The sequence below is a fragment of the Micromonospora sp. NPDC049102 genome (assembly GCF_043197485.1).
Taxonomy (GTDB): Bacteria; Actinomycetota; Actinomycetes; order Mycobacteriales; family Micromonosporaceae; genus Micromonospora.
In genome coordinates this window covers 39,537-55,674 of record NZ_JBICTE010000010.1, presented here as the reverse complement: position 1 = coordinate 55,674, position 16,138 = coordinate 39,537, and the positions used below count along the sequence as shown (strand labels likewise).

The following is a 16,138-nucleotide window of genomic DNA, read 5'->3' as shown; positions in this document are numbered from 1 at the left end:
TTTCGGCGGCGTGAGTGTGGCGCGGAGCAATGACCCCGAGCAGATCGGCTTCGACCCGGCGCGGCTGGCCCGGATCGACGAGCACTTCGGCAGGTACGTCGACGACGGCCGGCTGGCCGGCTGGCAGGTGGTGGTCGCCCGCCGCGGCGAGGTGGCGCACTCCTCGACGTACGGGGTGCGGGACCGCGAGTCGGGGGCGCCGGTCGAGGCCGACACGCTCTGGCGGATCTACTCGATGACCAAGCCGGTCACCTCGGTCGCGGCCATGATGCTGTGGGAGGAGGGCCGCTTCGAGCTGACCGACGAGATCAGCCGGTGGCTGCCCGAGTTCGCCGACATGCGGGTCTACTCGAAAGGCTCGACGCTCAAGCCGTACACGGTGCCGGCGACCGAGCCGATCCGGGTCTGGCATCTGCTCACCCACACCGCCGGCCTGACGTACGGCTTCATGCAGACGTCGGTGGTCGACGGGCTCTACCGGGCGGCCGGCTACGACCTGTACCCGCCGGCGGACGTCGACCTGGCGACGGCCTGTGAAGTCTTCGGCGGACTGCCGCTGCTCTTCGAGCCCGGTACGGCCTGGGGTTACTCGGTCGCCACGGACGTGCTCGGTCGACTGGTCGAGGTGGTCTCCGGGCAGAGCCTCGACGCCTTCTTCGCCGACCGGATCTTCGCCCCGCTGGGCATGACGGACACCCGCTGGTGGGTCGAGGGCGACGAGGCCGAACGGCTCGCCGCTCTCTACGCGCCTGATCCGCGCAACGGGCAGGCGACCCGCTACGACCGGCTCGGCGCCCTCGCGCACCACAAGCCCGGCCTGCTCTCCGGTGGCGGTGGCCTGATCTCCAGCGCGGCCGACTACCACCGCTTCACCCAACTGCTGCTGCGCGGCGGCGAGTTGGACGGCGTACGTCTGCTCGGGCCTCGCACGGTGCGTTTCATGACCCGCAACCACCTGCCCGGCGGGCAGGACCTGGGCACCCTGTCCACCGGTGGTTTCGCCGAGAGCACCCTGGACGGGATCGGCTTCGGCCTCGGCTTCGCGGTCGTCGAGGATCCGATTCCGAGCCGGGTGCCGAGCAGCGTCGGCGAGTACTACTGGGGTGGGGTCGCCAGCACCGCCTTCTGGGTGGACCCGGCCGAGGAGATCACCGCGCTGCTGTTCACGCAGCTCATGCCGTCGAGCACCTACCCACTGCGCTCCCAACTGCGCCAGCTCGTCTACGCCGCCCTGGTCGACTGACCGGGATCGCCGTTTGACGGGCGGGCGGGCGGGCCGATCCTTAGCCTGGGCCGGACTTCCCCGATCAGTACCGGGAGTCGGCGATGGGCCAGGCCGACGCGCTGGACTACTACCGCAGCTCCGCCGACGGGGTGCGCTGGACGTACGTCTCGCCTCCACCGCTGGAATTCCACCCCGGCGACCGCGACAGCGCGGTCAGCCGGCGAGGCGGGCCGGGAAGCCGCCGGTGGCGATCGGACCCCAGGCGTCGATGGTGACCCGGATCAGCGACTTGCCCTGACGCACCATGGCCGCCCGGTAGTCGTCCCAGTCCGGGTGCTCGCCGGAGATGCTGCGGAAGTACTCGACCAGCGGCTCCAGCGCCTCGGGCAGGTCCAGCACCTCGGCGGTGCCGTCGAGCTGCACCCAGGGGCCGTTCCAGTCGTCGGAGAGCACGCAGGCCGAGACCCGGGGGTCGCGGCGGATGTTTGTCACCTTCGCCCGCTCGGGGTAGGTGGACACGACCAGCCTGCCCTCGCCGTCGATGCCGGCGGAGACCGGGGAGGACTGCGGGCGGCCGTCGGCCCGGGTGGTCATCAGCACCACCCGGTGTCGCGGGCGGAGGAAGTCGAGCAGGGTGTCCCGGTCGACCCGGGTGTTCTTCGCGATGCTGGGTGCCATCTCTCGTTCCTACCAGGGCGGCGGCGGGTCCGGGGGCGGTGGGGGTCAGCGGGGGCGGGCAGCGGTGGGTGGCACCGCCTGGGTGGGCACGCGAGGTCGCCCGGCCGGGCGCCAGGCCCGGCCGTTGGCGTAGATCACCCGAAAGCCGAGGTACGAGGCGAGTGGTGCCCAGTGCGCCGAGCCCATCCGCAGTTCGGCGGCGTTGTGCCGCTGCCCGTTGGCCAGCACGTCGAGCAGGACGGTTTCGAAGGCGGCCGATTCGACCCAGTCGACGTCCCGGGTGAATCCGCAGATCAGCGCGGCGCCGGTGACCTCCAGGAACTCGCGCAGCACCGCGTCCGACGCGCGCAGCACGGAGCAGCTGCCGAAATAGAGCCTGCGCCCCTCGCAGCGGCCGGCCATCAACTCGGCCACCTCGTTCAGCTCCACGGACTGCCAGTCGGTGAGGCAGAGGCGACTCGGCTCGCCGTGCATGGCGAAGAAGCCGACGCGGTGGTCGGCGTACTGCTTGAGCAGCCAGCGGTCCAGGAAGTAGAACAATTCGTCGCGGGTGGCCGCGTCCTTGTGGATGAACCGGATCTTGCCCAGCCGCTCCAGCAGTTCGAGGGTGGGCAGCACGGAGCCGCGTTCGTTGAGGTCGCGGTGCCACTGACCCTCGACACAGAAGACGCCACCGCGTGCCACGTGCACCTCCGCCAGTTCGCCGCCCGAGGCTGACGTTACCGGCTGCTCGTCGGCGAGGAACATCACCCTGGGTGTGGCTGATTGCGACGTTCGGTGCGGTTCTCGCGCTACCTGCGCGATCGGGGGAAATGGCTGTTTCACAAATCAGCCGAATTCACAGGCGACGCCCAGGAACAGGCGTTTCGTGAGGACAATTCTCGTTATTGCCGCCAAGCGCCCTGATCAGTGCGAGGGTGGAAATCACGGGACGTCCCGGTCGATGTCCCAGAGCCCACCCCATTCGCTCTCCTATCGGGAGGACTTCTGTGCGCGTAAACACCTTGAAGCGAGTCGCAGTCGCTTTCGCCCTGGCACTGCCCGGGGCAGCGATCGCTGCGGTGGTCGCCGCGCCGGCAGCGTACGCGGACGGCTGCTACACCTGGAACCGCAACCTGTACCAGGGACGCTCGGGCGACGACGTCCGTCAGTTGCAGATCCGCGTGGCCGGCTGGGCCGGCTACCGGGACATCGTGGAGAACGACGGCCGCTACGGACCAAAGACCGCCGCCGCGGTGAAGCGGTTCCAGCAGGCGTACGGGCTGCGCGCCGACGGCATCGCCGGCCCGCAGACCTACGCCAAGCTGTACCAACTCCAGGACAACGACTGCACCCCCGCGCACTTCAGCTACGGCGAGCTGGACAACGGGTGCGGCGGCAGCGGCTGGAGCGGCGGCCCCCTGTCGGCGGCCCAGACGAAGCAGAACGCGCTGCGCACCATGTGGAAGTTGGAGGCGCTGCGCAAGAGTCTCGGCGACAAGCCGCTGGACGTGTCGAGCGGTTACCGCAGCCGCGCCTGCAACAACCAGGTCGGCGGCGCGTCGGACAGTCAGCACCTGTACGGCAACGCGGCCGATGTCACCTCACGGACGTCGTCGCTGTGCCGGGTGGCGAAGGATGCCCGTAACCACGGCTTCAGCGGGATCTACGGACCGGGCTACCCCGATCACGACGACCACGTGCACGTCGACTCACGGCGCGAGAACAACAGCGACAACAGCTCGAACACGACGAGCTGGTCCGCACCGGACTGCGGGATCGGCGGCTGACGACTGGAGCAGCCGGTCGGCGTGACGTCGGCCCGGCGCGGGTGGGGAACCCCGCGTCGGGCCGGCGTCGTGTCGTCCCCTGAAGGGCGGCCCGGGGTAGGCCGTTCAGCTCGCCCGGGGCCAGCGCGGCGCGGTGACACCGGGAGCCGCCGGTCGGCCGGCGGCGGCAGCAGGTCGTACCCCCGTGGGGGTGACCCGCGCGGCCTGGTGCCGGGCCGGCAGTCCGGCCCGGCCGGGTGGCGGCGCCGCGTGGCCGGCGGTCGTCGCCGGCCGGACGCCGGTCGGCCGCGCGGACGACGGCCCGGTCGCGGTGAACGGGAAGGGCACGTGCACGAACGGGTTGCCGTGCCGGATCAGCGCCTCGATCTGCCGCTCGTTGAGCCCGTGTGTCTCCAGGACCCGCCGCCCCCACCGATGCAGGCGGCACGGATAGGAAGCGCCGTCGTTGCGGCACAGCGGCCCGGTCGGCCACTCCTCGGCGGTGTGCACGACCACCGCCCGGACCGCGAGCCGGACATCCTCGGGGGTCAGTGGCGCCGGCATCGGCACCTCACCCAGCACCTGGTCGATGGGATCCGTCGACTGCTCACCAACTCGCACGGCAGGCCTCCCGCAGTTCGGCAGCGGTACGGCGGACCCACCGCACCGACATCCTCGGGCAGTGGTACGGCCGGCATCGGACGAAAGTTCAATCCCGGTACGCGTCGAGCAGATCCTCTGGCGACAGCACGTGGATTCCGTCGACGGCGGTGCCGCTACGCGACACGGCAACGGTCGGCACCGATTCGTCCGCTCCGGGCAGCCGGGACCGGTGCAGAAACAGTCGGTCCAGGTCATGGGCATCGAAGGGACGGTTCTCCTGCCACTTGACCGAGCCGACGAAGCAGATGCGTTGAGCGACCGGCCCGCGATCGGCACCGACGATGTCGATCTCGGGGTCGTTCGTACGGGTCCAGTAGCCGCCGATCACCGATGCTTCGGCTGGCAGCGTGCCACCGGGCAGCCGGCGCCCCAGGAACGACAGCCAGAAACGCAGGTACGGGTCAGCCACCGCATACCTCGTCTCTCGCGACGGCCTGGTCGACAGCGGGACGGCGACCTCCACGGCCCGCTTCTGGGTCAGCAGACCCAGTGGGCGGTTCAGGGACGCCTGCGGTAGATCCCCCGCCGCACGGGAGATCAGCGTGAAGGTCCGCTCACCGGTGCCGATGGCCCGCAGCACCAGACCCGCCTGGGACTGGGGTGGGAACTCCGCCGCCAGCGCGCGTTCGCCGCTGACCAGCAGGGCCGAGGTCGGGTCGCGTACGGCGTCGGCCAGATACTCGCGCACCGACGCACCGGTCGGCCACTCGTCGAGGATCAGCGGCAGACCACCGGACACCAGATAGGCGTCGAACGCGTCGGCGGCGGACAGGTCGAGCATGTCGCGGACGTCGGCCGGGCTCAGCGGAGGGATGATCATCTCGGTGGCCCGCTGGTGAAACGGCCGACCAGCCGTCCACGATCACTCCTGGTACTGCCAACGATGGAACAACCAGAAATGAGTGTAACCGCATCCGCGTTGTTCAGACGAGGTCGGCGTCGTGCACGAGCAAAGCCACCTGGACCCGGTTGTTGAGGTCGAGTCGGGTCAGCAGGCGGGAGACGTACGCCTTCACCGTCGCCACGCTCATGAACAACTCCCCCGCGATCTCCGCGTTGGTGCGGCCCCGGCCGAGGGCGATGGCGACCTGCCGCTCCCGTTCGCTGAGCCCACCGAGCAGGCGCAGCGCCCGCTCCTGACGCGGATCGGGGCCGGGCAGGCCCGGGTTGGCGGCGGTCACGTGGTTGATCAGCGTGCGGGTCACCGTCGGAGAGAGCATCGCCTCGCCCGCGGCGACACGGCGTACCGCGTGCACGATGTCCGCCGGCGGGGTGTCCTTGAGCAGGAAACCGGCCGCGCCCGCGCGCAGTGCCCGCAGCACCTGCTCGTCGGCGTCGAAGGTGGTGAGCACCAGCACCTCGGGCGGGTGCGGTTGCGTGCGCAGCGCCTCGGTGGCAGCCAGCCCGTCCACCCGGGGCATCCGGATGTCCATCAACACCACGTCGGGGGCGTACGCGGCGACCGCCGCGGGCACCTCGCCGCCGTCGGCCGCCTCGCCCACCACCAACAGGTCCGGCAGGCCGCCGAGGATCATCGAGAGCCCCGCCCGGACCAGCGCGTCGTCGTCCACGATCAGCACCCGTACCGGCTCCGCCCCGCCGGCCAGGCCGGACCCGTCGCGGGCGCCGCGCACGTCAGGAGAGCCAGGCCCGCCGGCCGGCCCGGTCACGCCGGCCACGGCAGCCAGGCTGCCAGCCGGAAGTCGCCGGTGTCGTCCCGACCGTAGGCGAGTCGGCCGCCGGCCAGGGTGACCCGTTCGCTGATGCCGACCAGGCCGGTGCCCGCGCCCGGAAGTGTGCCGCCGACCGGAGCGCCCACCGGCCATCGGTTGGCGATCGCCACGGTCAGCCCGGTGCCCGGCCCGCCCGCGACGTCCACGGTGACGGCCGCGCCGGCCGCGTGCTTGCGGGCGTTGGTCAACCCCTCCTGGACGATCCGGTACGCGGCCCGCCCCAGCGCCGCTGGCACCTCCTCCGGCCGGGCGACGCTGTCGCTGACGTTGACCCGCACCCCGGCCGTCCGCGACTCGTCGACCAGGGCCGGCAGGTCGGCGAGGGTGGGCTGCGGCGGCTCGGGCGCGTCGCCGGTGGCGTCGCCCTCGGCCCGGAGCACCCCGATGACCTCCCGCAGGTCCTGCAGAGCGGCGTGCGCGCTGGCTCGGATCACCCCGGCCGCCCGCCCGACCTCGTCGGCCGGGGCGTCGGGGCGGAACTCCAGCGCGCCCGCGTGCAGGCTGAGCAGGGAGATCCGGTGGGCCAGCACGTCGTGCATCTCCCGGGCGATGCGGGTGCGTTCGAGGTGGCGGGCCTGGGCGACCCGCAACTGCTGCTCGGCCTCGGCACGCTCGGCGCGTTCGCGCAGCGAAACGATCAACTGCCGCCGGGCCCGCACGAACATCCCCCAGGCCAACACGGCGAGAGTGATCACGACACCCCACGCCACGGTGAGCCAGTACGGCCACTTCGGGTCCGGGCGCGTCCAACTGAAGACCAGGTTGCAGACCAGGCCGGCGGCGGTGATCGCGATCGCGACAGCGGTCCGCCGGTGCACCACCACGGTGAAGTAGAGGATCAACAGCGGGATGGCGGCGGCCAGCGAGAACAGGCTCAACGGAAGGGTGAGCACCGCCAACCCGAGCGGCCACCGGCGGCGCAGCCAGAGCAGCCCGCAGCACACCAGTCCGATCAGCGCGTCCACGCCGACCATCCAGTCGTGCGGCAGCGGAACCGCCGCCTCGGGGTTGGGCGACAGGCCGTCGACGGTGGCGAACAGCACCCAGAGCAGGCTGATCAGGAATGCCAGGCTGTCCACCACCCAGTCACGGGTGGTGCGACGCGGACGAGCGCGCTCGGGCTCCGCCGGCACCACCAGCTCCCCCGGCAGCAGCCAGGGGTGCTCGGGCAAGGCGATGCTGGTCATCCGACCATGCTAGGCAGCAATAGGCGCCGGCAACCAGCTACCAAAGTCGAGACCCCGCGGTCGACCAAGGTCGACGCGACGCCGACCGGTGGCCGCAGCGGATGACCGGACGGCGCGGGCAGGCTCGACCGCATGATCAGCGTGGAGAACCTCACCAAGCGGTACGGGCCGCACCCGGCGGTGGACGACGTGTCGTTCCAGTGCGAGCCGGGCACCGTCACCGGCTTCCTCGGCCCCAACGGCGCCGGCAAGTCGACAACCATGCGCATGATCTGCGGGCTGACCACACCGACCGCCGGTCGCGCCACCGTCTCCGGACACCCCTATCGGGAGCTGCCCAACCCGGGGCGGGAGGTCGGCGTGCTGCTGGACGCCTCCGCCCAGCACGCCGGGCGCACGGGCCGCGAGGCGTTGACGCTGTCCGCGTACACCCTGGGTCTGGACAAGCGCGAGGTCGCCGCGAAGCTCGACCTGGTCGGGTTGAACGCGGTGGCGGCGAAGCGTCGGGTACGGGCGTACTCGCTGGGCATGCGCCAGCGGCTCGGCCTGGCGCAGGCGCTGCTCGGTGACCCCCGGGTGTTGATCCTCGACGAGCCGGCGAACGGCCTGGACCCGGAGGGGATCTTCTGGATGCGGGGTCTGCTGCGCGACTTCGCCGACCGGGGCGGCACGGTGCTGCTCTCCTCCCACCTGCTCCGCGAGGTGGAGGCGGTCGCGGACCGGCTGGTGGTGATCGGGGGTGGCCGGATCGTGGCCCAGGGCAGCAAGGACGAGTTGCTGGCCGGTGGCGGCACGGTGGTGCGGGCGCGCGACGACGTGGCGCTGCGTCGGGCGCTGGAGGCGGCCGACCTGACCGCCGCCGACAGCGCCGACGGCCTGCTCGTACAGGCGGACGCCGAGACGGTCGGCCAGGCCGCGGCCGACGCCGGAGTCGCGCTGACCGAGCTGCGCCCGGCCGGCAGCGGCGGCCTCGAACAGCTCTTCCTCACCCTGACCGCCGGCGAATCCACCAGAGAGGCCGTCCGATGACCACCACCACCGCGCCCACCGCCGGCGCCGTCGCGCCCCGGCACCATTCCCCGGTACGCCGACCGTCACTGCTCCGGCTCACCGCCGTCGAACTGCGCAAGCTCGTCGACACCCGGGCCGGCCGCTGGTTGCTGATCACCATCGGCCTCGTCGTCGTCGCGGTCGTCACCCTCCTGCTGATCTACGCGGAGGACGCCGAGCAGACCTTCGGCACCTTCTTCGTGACCTCGCTGCTGCCCGCCAACGTGCTCCTGCCGGTGCTGGGCATCCTGTCGATCACCAGCGAGTGGTCGCAGCGCACCGCCCTCACCACGTACGCGCTGGTGCCCCGGCGGGAACGGGTGGTGGCCGCGAAGCTGATCGCGGTGGAGCTGGCCGCGGTCGCCTCCGTGCTGGTCACCCTGGCCGTCGCCAGCGTCGGGACGCTCGTGGCGTCGGCCACGGGCGGTGCGGGCACCTGGCAGGTCGGCGCGACGCTGATCGTCAACGGGGTGATCGTCCAGGTGGCCGTGGTGCTGATGGGTGCCGCCTTCGGGCTGCTGCTGCTCAACACGCCGTTGGCGATCGTCGGCTACCTGCTGCTGCCGACGCTCTGGTCGGTGCTCGGCGGGATGGTCCGGCCCCTGCGCGGTCCGGCCGGGTGGCTGGACACCAGCCGGACCATGGAGCCGTTGTTCGGCAGCGATGCGCTCACCGGCGGACAGTGGGGGCGGCTGGCGGTGTCCCTGCTCGTCTGGATGGTCCTTCCGTTGGCCGCCGGCCTGGTCCGGACGCTGCGCCGCGAGGTGTCCTGACCATGGACGCGGCCGACTGTCACCCCCGCACGGTGGTCAGCGGTGGCCCGCTGGAACTGGTCGTCCTGTGGGGTGGCTTCCCGCTGCTCGGCGCGGGCGCCGGTTGGCTCCTCGCGGTGTCGACTGGGTGGCTGGCCCGGCTGTCGTGGGTGCCGTTCGGCGACCTCGTCAGGTGGTTGGACAGGCTGCCCGAACCCCAGGCGACCCTCGGCGCGATCGCCGTGGGCGTCCTCGCCGGCCTGGTCGTCGCCGGCGTCGGCACCGCCGAACGGCTGATCGTCAGCGTGGACGGGGCGCAGGTCCGACTGCGCCGCGCCGACCAGATCCGCACCGCCGCGCGGGCCGACACCCGGGTGGTGTTCCTGGCCGACAAGCACCTGGTGCTGCTCGACGGCCACGGCGCGGAACTCCTGCGGGAGTCCACGGACCTGCCGGCGGCCCAGTTGGCGGAGGCGTTCCGCGCGCACGGCTGGGCCTGGGCGGACGACGACCCGCACCGGTCGGCATACCGGCTGTGGGTGCCCGACCTGCCCGGCCTGCCGGGCGGCGCGGACGCGCTGCTGCGCGCCCGCGACCGGGCTCTCGGACGGGACCGCCGCGACGACGTGCGGGAACTGCGCCGTGAACTCGGCCGGCTCGGGGTGGTGCTGCGCGACGAGGGTGGACGCCAGTACTGGCGGACCGTCGCCCCCGGAACGGGACAGCCGACTTCGGCCGAGCGGGAGCCCGAGGGGCGGTAGCGTCAGTCCCAGGAGATCCTGGGAGCGCGCGATGACCGAGCAGCAGCCGTACCGGGTGGTGTCCCGACACCCCGGCTTCGAGTTGCGCCGTTACCCGGCCCACCTGGTGGCCGAGATGCAGGTCCAGGCGTCGTTCACCCGGGCGCCGATCGAGGCGTTCCGGCCGCTGGCCGCGTACGTCGGTGGCGCCAACCAGGCCCGGCACCCCGTCGGGTCCGGCGTGCCGGCGACGTCGACGGCCAGCGACTCGGAGAAGATCGCGATGACCGTGCCGGTCATCCAGATCGAGGGCGAGCGGCCGGGCGCGTACCTGATCCAGTTCGTCCTGCCGGCCACCGTCACCACCGCGACGGTGCCCGAGCCGGTGGACGCCCGGGTGCGGATCCGTGCGGTCGCGGCCCAACTGGCGGCGGCCGTGCGCTTCTCCGGTCGGTGGACGGAGCAGGCGTTCAGCCGGCGGGCCACCATGCTCGGCCGGTCGGTGACCGCCGCCGGGCTGCAACCCACCGGGGCCATCCGGTACGCGCGCTTCGACCCGCCGTGGAAGCCATGGTTCCTGCGGCGCAACGAGGTCGTGCTGCCGGTCGTGGAGTGAACGGGCGGTCAGCCGACCGTGCCGAGCGGGGACCGCCCGGGGCGGTGCCGCAGGGCCCGCCACGTCGGCAGCACGCTGGCGAGGACGGCCAGCAGCAGGCACAGCCCCACCACCGCGCCGACGACCGTCCACGGCACCACCAGGTCGACGGGTGCGCCCACCTGCTCGGCGAGGCCGGCACGGATGCTGAGCAGACCGACGAGCGCGACCGTCCCACCGAGCAGCGCGCCGATCAGCACCACCAGGGCGGATTCCGCCGTGACCAACCAGACGACCTGCCTCCGGGTCGCCCCGGCCAGCCGGATCAGCCGCAGGTCCGCGGCCCGACCGGCGGCGGCCAGCAGCAACGTGTTGGCGACCGCGATGGCCCCGTAGCCGGCGGTCACCCCGATGAGCAGCAGCGTGAACAGCCACACCAGGCGGTCCTCGGCGGCGTCCGCCTCGGCAGCCCAGGTGGCGACGTCGACGACCCGCCCACCGAGGGGTGCTCCGATCCGGTCCCGGACGTACACCGTGGACGTCAGCGCCGACGGGTCGTGCGCCCGTACCACCGCCCGGGGCACCAGCAGGTCACCGGGGAGCGAGCCGTCGGTGACCACGGCGACGACGCGCAGCGACACCGTCCTCCCGTCGGCGAAGACCACCTCGTACGGTGCGGACGGGCGCAGGTTCGTCGCGGCGGTGACCACTACCGTGTCGTCGCCCCGCAGGTCGCCCAGCGAACCGGCGACGACGGTGAGCACCCGGTTCGCGGCGGCGAAGCCCACCGGGTCCACGCCGAGAGCGGTGAGTGGACGGTTCGCCGGCAGCGCCCGGGGATCGGTGCGGTAGACCGTGGTCGGCAGGAGGGCGGTCCCGCCGGTCTCGGCGACTGCCGCGTCCGACAGACCCGGTCCCCGCTCGGGCACGACGATCCAACCGGCGTTCACGTTGTCCGCCCGACCTGCCGCGTACGCGGCGGTCGTGGTGCGCACCATCCCGGACACCAGCACCGCGAACGCGACGGTGAGCAGAACCGGCGCGGCGATGGAGGCGGTCCGTCGGGTGGCGGTCAACGCCCCGCCCCGGACCAGCATCCCGATCGCGCCTCCGGGCCGCCGCACCGGCGACCGCAGCAGCCGTACGACCGGCCCGACCACCGCCGGCGCGAGCACTGTGGCACCGGCCACCAGGGCCATCACCGCGTAGAGGGCGTACTGCGCGGCGATCCGGGCCTCGTCGGCCGTCGCCGTTCCGACGCTGAGCGCGATCCCGGCCGCGACCAGGAGCACACCGGTGGTGACACGCACCCGCCCGATCGGCCGCTGCTCCACCGCGGCCTCGCGCAACGCCTCCAGCGGACGGACCCGTGCCGCCCGCCGGGACGCCGACCAGACGGCCAGCAGCGCGATCACCGGTCCGGCGACGAGCGAGACCGCAACCGGCCAGAGGCTGTAGCGGACCGCGAAGGTCGCCGGCTCCAGACCGCCGTCGACCAGCAGCCGACCCATCGCCGGGGCGGGCGCCGCGCCGACCAGCAGGCCGACGAATCCGCCGCCGGCCCCGACGGCGAGCGCCTCGGCGTACACCAGGCGGCGGACCTGACGCCCGGTGGCGCCCACGGCGCGGAGGAGACCCAGCTCGCGGCGGCGCTGCGCGGCGGTGAACGCGAAGGTGGAGGCGACCACGAACACCGTGACGAAGCCGGCGAGGGCCGCCGTGGCGGTGAGCACCTGCATGCCGATCCACCGGGTACGGGCGTCACCACGAGGCTCCAAGGCGCCACGCGCGTCGCCGGTCAGCACCCGTCCATCGCCGCCGACGACACCACGCGCCGCCCGGGCGACCTGTTCCGGGTCGGCGTCGGGCGCGAGCAGCAGACCGATCGCCCGGACGCCGGGCGCGAGCACGGCGGCCACCTCGTCCGCGACGTGGACGCCGGGTGCGGCGACCAGACCGCGCACGGTGTACGGCTCCGGACCCGAGGCGGTGAGGAGGGTGACCGACGCGCCGATCGGCAGCCCGAGCGCACGGTCGACGGCCACCTCGCCGGCCCTGCGGGGCGGATCGCCGGCCGTGGTGCGCAGTCCACCGAGCTGGGCGCTGGACCACCCGTGCCCCTGGTGGGCGTCCTCGCGCCGACTGTCGACGGCCACGGGGTGACCGTCGACGAGCGGCTGGGCGTAGAAGGTCCGGTCCGGAACGGCCGCCACGACGCCCGGCAACTCGGTCAGCTTGCCGACGAGGTCCGCCGCGACCTCGGCGGACCAGGGGCGGGTCGGCACGAACGAGTCGGGAGAGGCGCCCGCCTCCGGGCTCTGCACCACCACCGCCGCCCGCGCCAGCCGGTCCGGCACCTGCGGCCGGCCGGAGGCGAGCAGCAGGGTCGCCGCCGCGACCAGCGCGACCCCGAGAGCGACGGCCACGAACGCGCTGGCCGAACGCCGGACGCTCACCACGACGGCTCCTCGACGGTCTCCCGCTCGGCGATCCGGGCGGCGACAACGGCGGCGGTGATCCCGTCGGTCAACTCGTCGACCACGCGCCCGTCGGCGAGCAGGAGGACCCGGTCGGCGTACGCGGCCGCGCCCGGATCGTGGGTCACCATCACCACCGTCTGCCCGTGGTCGTCGACAAGCGCGCGCAGCAGCCGGAGCACCTGACTCGACGCCCCGCTGTCCAGCGCGCCGGTCGGCTCGTCGGCGAAGAGCACCGCCGGACGGGTGATCAACGCTCGGGCCACGGCGACACGCTGCTGCTCGCCACCGGACAGCTCACTCGGCCGGTGCCCGGCCCGGTCGGCCAGTCCGACGGCGGCGAGCGCGACGGCCACGTCCCCGGCCGGTGGACGGCGGCCGGCAAGGCGGGACGGCAACTCGACGTTCTGCGCGGCGGTCAGTGTGGACACCAGGTTGAACGCCTGGAACACGAAGCCGATCCGGTCCCGCCGCAGTCGGGTCAGCTCGTCCTCGCCGAGGTCGTCAAGTCGGACACCGTCGATCGTGACGGTCCCCTCGGTCGGGGTGTCCAACCCGGCCGCGCAGTGCAACAGGGTGGACTTCCCCGAGCCGGACGGGCCCATCACCGCCGTGAACGTGCCGCTCGCGAAGCTGGTCGTCACGCCGTCGAGCGCCGTCACCGGCCGTCCCGGGGTGCCGTACACCGCGCGTAGTCCCGTCAGGGTCACCGTGTCTGTGGTCATGGCCGTCACAGTGCCGCTTCCGGCCGGTGTCACGCGTCGTGCCAGCGCGGACAGTTTCTCGCCCGCCCCTGGGCGGACCTCGGGAGCGGCAGGCGACCGGGAGTCGTACCCGGGGATGACGGCCCACGGGTGGACGCGCCCGCCGCCGCTTGTCGATAGCGTTCGTGGCGTGATCGCTCACCTGCTGTCCCGGCGACTGCGGCCGGCGGACCTGTACGTCGTGGACGCCGTCCTGGCTGCGGCGGTCGGCGGGCTGCTCTGCCCGTACGCGGCGTTGGAGTCGCCGCTGCACGGCGGCGTCCGCGAGCCACTCTGGATTTCCGTGCTGGTCGGAATGGCCCTCGGGCTGCCGTTGGCCGTCCGGCGACGCTGGCCGGTCACCGTCGCCGCCGTCATCAGCGCGGTCACCACCGTCGCCCTGATCACCGGCGTGATCCCCAACTTCGCCGCTGCCGCGCCGGCCCTCGCCATCGGCCTGTCCTTCTACACGGTGGCGGTGTCGACGACCACGCGCCGATCGATGCTCAGCGCCGCCGTCTGCCTCGCCCTGGTGAGCGTCGCGCTGGTGCTGACCGCAGGTGACCTCTGGTCACGGACCGGGGCGGTCGCCTACGCCCTCGTCATGATCGCGCCGGCCTGGCTGATCGGCTGGCTGATCCGGGAGCGGCGTGCCCTGGCCGCCCGGCAGAGTGACCACCTGGTCCGTCAGGCAGCCACCGAGGAGCGCCTGCGGGTGGCCCGCGAGCTACACGACGTGGTGGCCCACACGCTGAGCCTCATCGTGGTGAAGGCCGCCGTCGCCAACCACGTCGCCGAGGCCGACCCTCGGGAGGCGGGTGCCGCCCTCCGGGTGATCGAGGAGACCGGCCGTGGCGCGTTGACCGACGTACGTCGGGTCCTCGGTGTCCTGCGCGACGGCACCCCGTACGCACCGCCGCCGGGCTTGGACGAGCTGCCGGTGCTCGCCGAGCAGGCGGCGATCGGCGGCGTCGACGTACGGCTCGACGTACGGCGCGAGGAGCCGGCCGCCACGGTGCCGGAGTCGGTGGGCCTCGCGGTCTACCGGATCGTGCAGGAGGCGGTGACCAACGTGGTGAAGCACGCCGCTCCGGCCGCCTGCCGTGCCACGGTGACCGTCCTGCCCACCGAGGTGCGGGTGGAGGTGACCGACGACGGCCGGCGACCGGTGTCGACGGTCGGCGAGGGGCACGGGTTGATCGGCATGCGGGAACGGGTGGCGCTGCACGGCGGGGAGTTCCGGGCAGGTCCCCGCTCCGACGGTGGCTTCGCTGTCAGCGCCAGCCTGCCCTACCGGGTGGCCGCGTGATCCGCGTGCTGATCGCCGACGACCAGGCGCTGCTGCGCGGGAGCTTCCGGTTGCTGGTGGACCTCAGCGGGGACTGCACCACCGTCGCCGAGGCGGGCAACGGGGTGGAGGCCGTGGCGTTGGCCGGGCAGCACCGGCCGGACGTGGTGCTGATGGACGTCCGGATGCCGGAGGTGGACGGCATCGAGGCGACGCGTCGGATCTGCGCCGACCCGGCCACGGCCGGCAGCCGGGTCATCATCCTGACCACGTTCGACCTCGACGAGTACGTCTACGGGGCGCTGCGCGCCGGTGCCAGCGGATTCCTGCTCAAGGACACCCCGCCGGCGGACCTGTTGGCCGGAATCCGGGTGGTCGCCGCCGGGGAGGGGCTGCTCGCGCCGACGGTGACCCGCCGGCTGATCGACGAGTTCGCCCGGCGGCCGGAGCCGAGCCGACCCCTGCCCCGACGTCTCGACGGGGTGACCGATCGGGAACGCGAGGTGCTCACGCTGATCGGTCGTGGCCTGTCCAACACCGAGCTGGCGGGGCATCTCAACCTCAGCCAGGCCACGGTCAAGACCCACATCGGGCGGTTGTTGACGAAGTTGGCGGTGCGCGACCGCGCGCAACTGGTCATCGTCGCGTACGAGACGGGACTGGTGGGGCCGGGCGGCCTACGCTGAGCCGGTTCGGCCGTACACCCAGGAGGAGCCATGACCCGGTACGTCGCCCTGCTGCGGGGCGTCAACGTCGGCAGCACCCGCCTCGCGATGGCCGACCTGCGCCGGATCGTCACCGACCTCGGGCACGACGACGTCACGACGTACCTGCAGAGCGGCAACGTGGTCTTCGGCAGCACGGTGCGCGACGCGGAGAAGCTGGCCGCCGGCATCGAGCGGGCGCTCACCGACGAGCTGGGGCTCACCGTGCCGGTGCTGGTGCGCAGCGGCCGGGAGTTGGCGGCGGTGGCGGGCGGCAACCCGTACGCCGAGATCGACGACGACCCGAAGCGGCTGCTGGTGGCCTTCCTCGCGGCAGCGCCGAAGAAGTCCCTGGCCGACGCGCTCACCGTGCCCGGTGGTGAGAACGCGGCGTTCACGGTGACCGGCCGCGAGGTCTTCCTGCACTTCCCTGACGGTGGCTACGGCCGGACGAAGTTCACCAACGCGTACCTGGAGAAGAAGCTCGGCGTGGTGGGCACCACCCGCAACTGGAAATCGGTGCGCACCCTGGCGGAGCTGGCGGCCGGCTGACCC

General features: G+C 72.9%; 17 protein-coding genes and 1 pseudogene. 10 read left to right on the top strand and 8 right to left on the bottom strand.

Annotation, left to right across the window (positions count from 1 at the left end; genetic code table 11):
• Positions 1-10: 10 nt before the first annotated feature.
• Positions 11-1,243 (top strand): serine hydrolase domain-containing protein, encoded by a 1,233-nt coding sequence (locus ACGFH9_RS13045; RefSeq protein WP_393218106.1) that lies wholly within the window; start codon positions 11-13, stop codon positions 1,241-1,243.
• A gap of 50 nt (positions 1,244-1,293) precedes the next feature.
• Positions 1,294-1,428: pseudogene (locus ACGFH9_RS13040) on the top strand (potassium transporter TrkA); the annotation flags it as partial.
• A 10-nt stretch (positions 1,429-1,438) separates the two neighbouring features.
• Here the strand turns inward: ACGFH9_RS13040 and ACGFH9_RS13035 are convergent.
• Both ACGFH9_RS13035 and ACGFH9_RS13030 read right to left on the bottom strand, forming a co-directional pair.
• Positions 1,439-1,903 carry a PPOX class F420-dependent oxidoreductase gene (locus ACGFH9_RS13035; RefSeq protein ID WP_393218103.1) on the bottom strand — a complete coding sequence of 155 codons (465 nt, stop codon included), beginning with the start codon at positions 1,901-1,903 and terminating at the stop codon, positions 1,439-1,441.
• A gap of 45 nt (positions 1,904-1,948) precedes the next feature.
• Complete coding sequence (locus tag ACGFH9_RS13030) at positions 1,949-2,587, bottom strand: DUF6642 family protein (RefSeq protein WP_393218326.1); 639 nt, start codon at positions 2,585-2,587, stop codon at positions 1,949-1,951.
• 305 nt (positions 2,588-2,892) lie between these two features.
• Between ACGFH9_RS13030 and ACGFH9_RS13025 the strand changes: the two genes are divergently transcribed.
• Positions 2,893-3,672 (top strand): D-Ala-D-Ala carboxypeptidase family metallohydrolase, encoded by a 780-nt coding sequence (locus ACGFH9_RS13025; RefSeq protein WP_393218100.1) that lies wholly within the window; start codon positions 2,893-2,895, stop codon positions 3,670-3,672.
• A 105-nt stretch (positions 3,673-3,777) separates the two neighbouring features.
• Here the strand turns inward: ACGFH9_RS13025 and ACGFH9_RS13020 are convergent, their stop codons facing one another.
• The 4 genes from ACGFH9_RS13020 to ACGFH9_RS13005 form a co-directional block, all read right to left on the bottom strand.
• The gene (locus tag ACGFH9_RS13020) at positions 3,778-4,272 is read right to left on the bottom strand and encodes a hypothetical protein (protein WP_355232803.1); all 495 of its coding nucleotides are present in this window, start codon (positions 4,270-4,272) and stop codon (positions 3,778-3,780) included.
• 88 nt (positions 4,273-4,360) lie between these two features.
• Positions 4,361-5,134: an ATP-binding protein gene (locus tag ACGFH9_RS13015; protein ID WP_393218098.1), complete on the bottom strand. Its 774-nt coding sequence runs from the start codon at positions 5,132-5,134 to the stop codon at positions 4,361-4,363.
• 103 nt (positions 5,135-5,237) lie between these two features.
• A complete protein-coding gene (locus ACGFH9_RS13010; RefSeq protein WP_393218323.1) occupies positions 5,238-6,002 on the bottom strand; it encodes a response regulator in 765 nt (254 codons plus the stop codon).
• On the bottom strand, positions 5,981-7,234 hold the full coding sequence (locus ACGFH9_RS13005; protein ID WP_393218095.1) for a sensor histidine kinase: 1,254 nt from the start codon (positions 7,232-7,234) through the stop codon (positions 5,981-5,983). Before ACGFH9_RS13005 ends, ACGFH9_RS13010 begins: the two co-directional genes overlap by 22 nt.
• A 132-nt stretch (positions 7,235-7,366) precedes the next feature.
• Between ACGFH9_RS13005 and ACGFH9_RS13000 the strand changes: the two genes are divergently transcribed.
• From ACGFH9_RS13000 to ACGFH9_RS12985, 4 genes are read left to right on the top strand one after another with little or no spacing between them, the layout of a single operon-like run.
• Positions 7,367-8,263, top strand: coding sequence for an ABC transporter ATP-binding protein (locus tag ACGFH9_RS13000; RefSeq protein ID WP_393218092.1), 897 nt, complete (start codon positions 7,367-7,369; stop codon positions 8,261-8,263).
• Positions 8,260-9,057, top strand: coding sequence for an ABC transporter permease (locus ACGFH9_RS12995; RefSeq protein WP_393218089.1), 798 nt, complete (start codon positions 8,260-8,262; stop codon positions 9,055-9,057). The genes ACGFH9_RS13000 and ACGFH9_RS12995 overlap by 4 nt, the downstream gene beginning before the upstream one ends.
• A 2-nt stretch (positions 9,058-9,059) precedes the next feature.
• Positions 9,060-9,797, top strand: a complete 738-nt coding sequence (locus ACGFH9_RS12990) for a hypothetical protein (protein ID WP_393218087.1) — start codon at positions 9,060-9,062, stop codon at positions 9,795-9,797.
• 31 nt (positions 9,798-9,828) lie between these two features.
• A complete protein-coding gene (locus ACGFH9_RS12985) occupies positions 9,829-10,392 on the top strand; it encodes an SOUL family heme-binding protein (protein WP_393218084.1) in 564 nt (187 codons plus the stop codon).
• An 8-nt stretch (positions 10,393-10,400) separates the two neighbouring features.
• Here the strand turns inward: ACGFH9_RS12985 and ACGFH9_RS12980 are convergent, their stop codons facing one another.
• On the bottom strand, positions 10,401-12,830 hold the full coding sequence (locus tag ACGFH9_RS12980; RefSeq protein WP_393218082.1) for an FtsX-like permease family protein: 2,430 nt from the start codon (positions 12,828-12,830) through the stop codon (positions 10,401-10,403).
• Complete coding sequence (locus tag ACGFH9_RS12975) at positions 12,824-13,573, bottom strand: ABC transporter ATP-binding protein (protein WP_393218079.1); 750 nt, start codon at positions 13,571-13,573, stop codon at positions 12,824-12,826. Before ACGFH9_RS12975 ends, ACGFH9_RS12980 begins: the two co-directional genes overlap by 7 nt.
• Positions 13,574-13,742: 169 nt before the next feature.
• Here ACGFH9_RS12975 and ACGFH9_RS12970 point away from each other — a divergent pair, with 169 nt between their 5' ends.
• From ACGFH9_RS12970 to ACGFH9_RS12960, 3 genes are read left to right on the top strand one after another with little or no spacing between them, the layout of a single operon-like run.
• Positions 13,743-14,900, top strand: coding sequence for a sensor histidine kinase (locus tag ACGFH9_RS12970; RefSeq protein WP_393218076.1), 1,158 nt, complete (start codon positions 13,743-13,745; stop codon positions 14,898-14,900).
• A complete protein-coding gene (locus ACGFH9_RS12965; protein ID WP_393218073.1) occupies positions 14,897-15,565 on the top strand; it encodes a response regulator in 669 nt (222 codons plus the stop codon). Before ACGFH9_RS12970 ends, ACGFH9_RS12965 begins: the two co-directional genes overlap by 4 nt.
• Positions 15,566-15,595: 30 nt before the next feature.
• The gene (locus ACGFH9_RS12960) at positions 15,596-16,135 is read left to right on the top strand and encodes a DUF1697 domain-containing protein (protein WP_393218070.1); all 540 of its coding nucleotides are present in this window, start codon (positions 15,596-15,598) and stop codon (positions 16,133-16,135) included.
• The last annotated feature ends 3 nt before the right edge of the window (positions 16,136-16,138 follow it).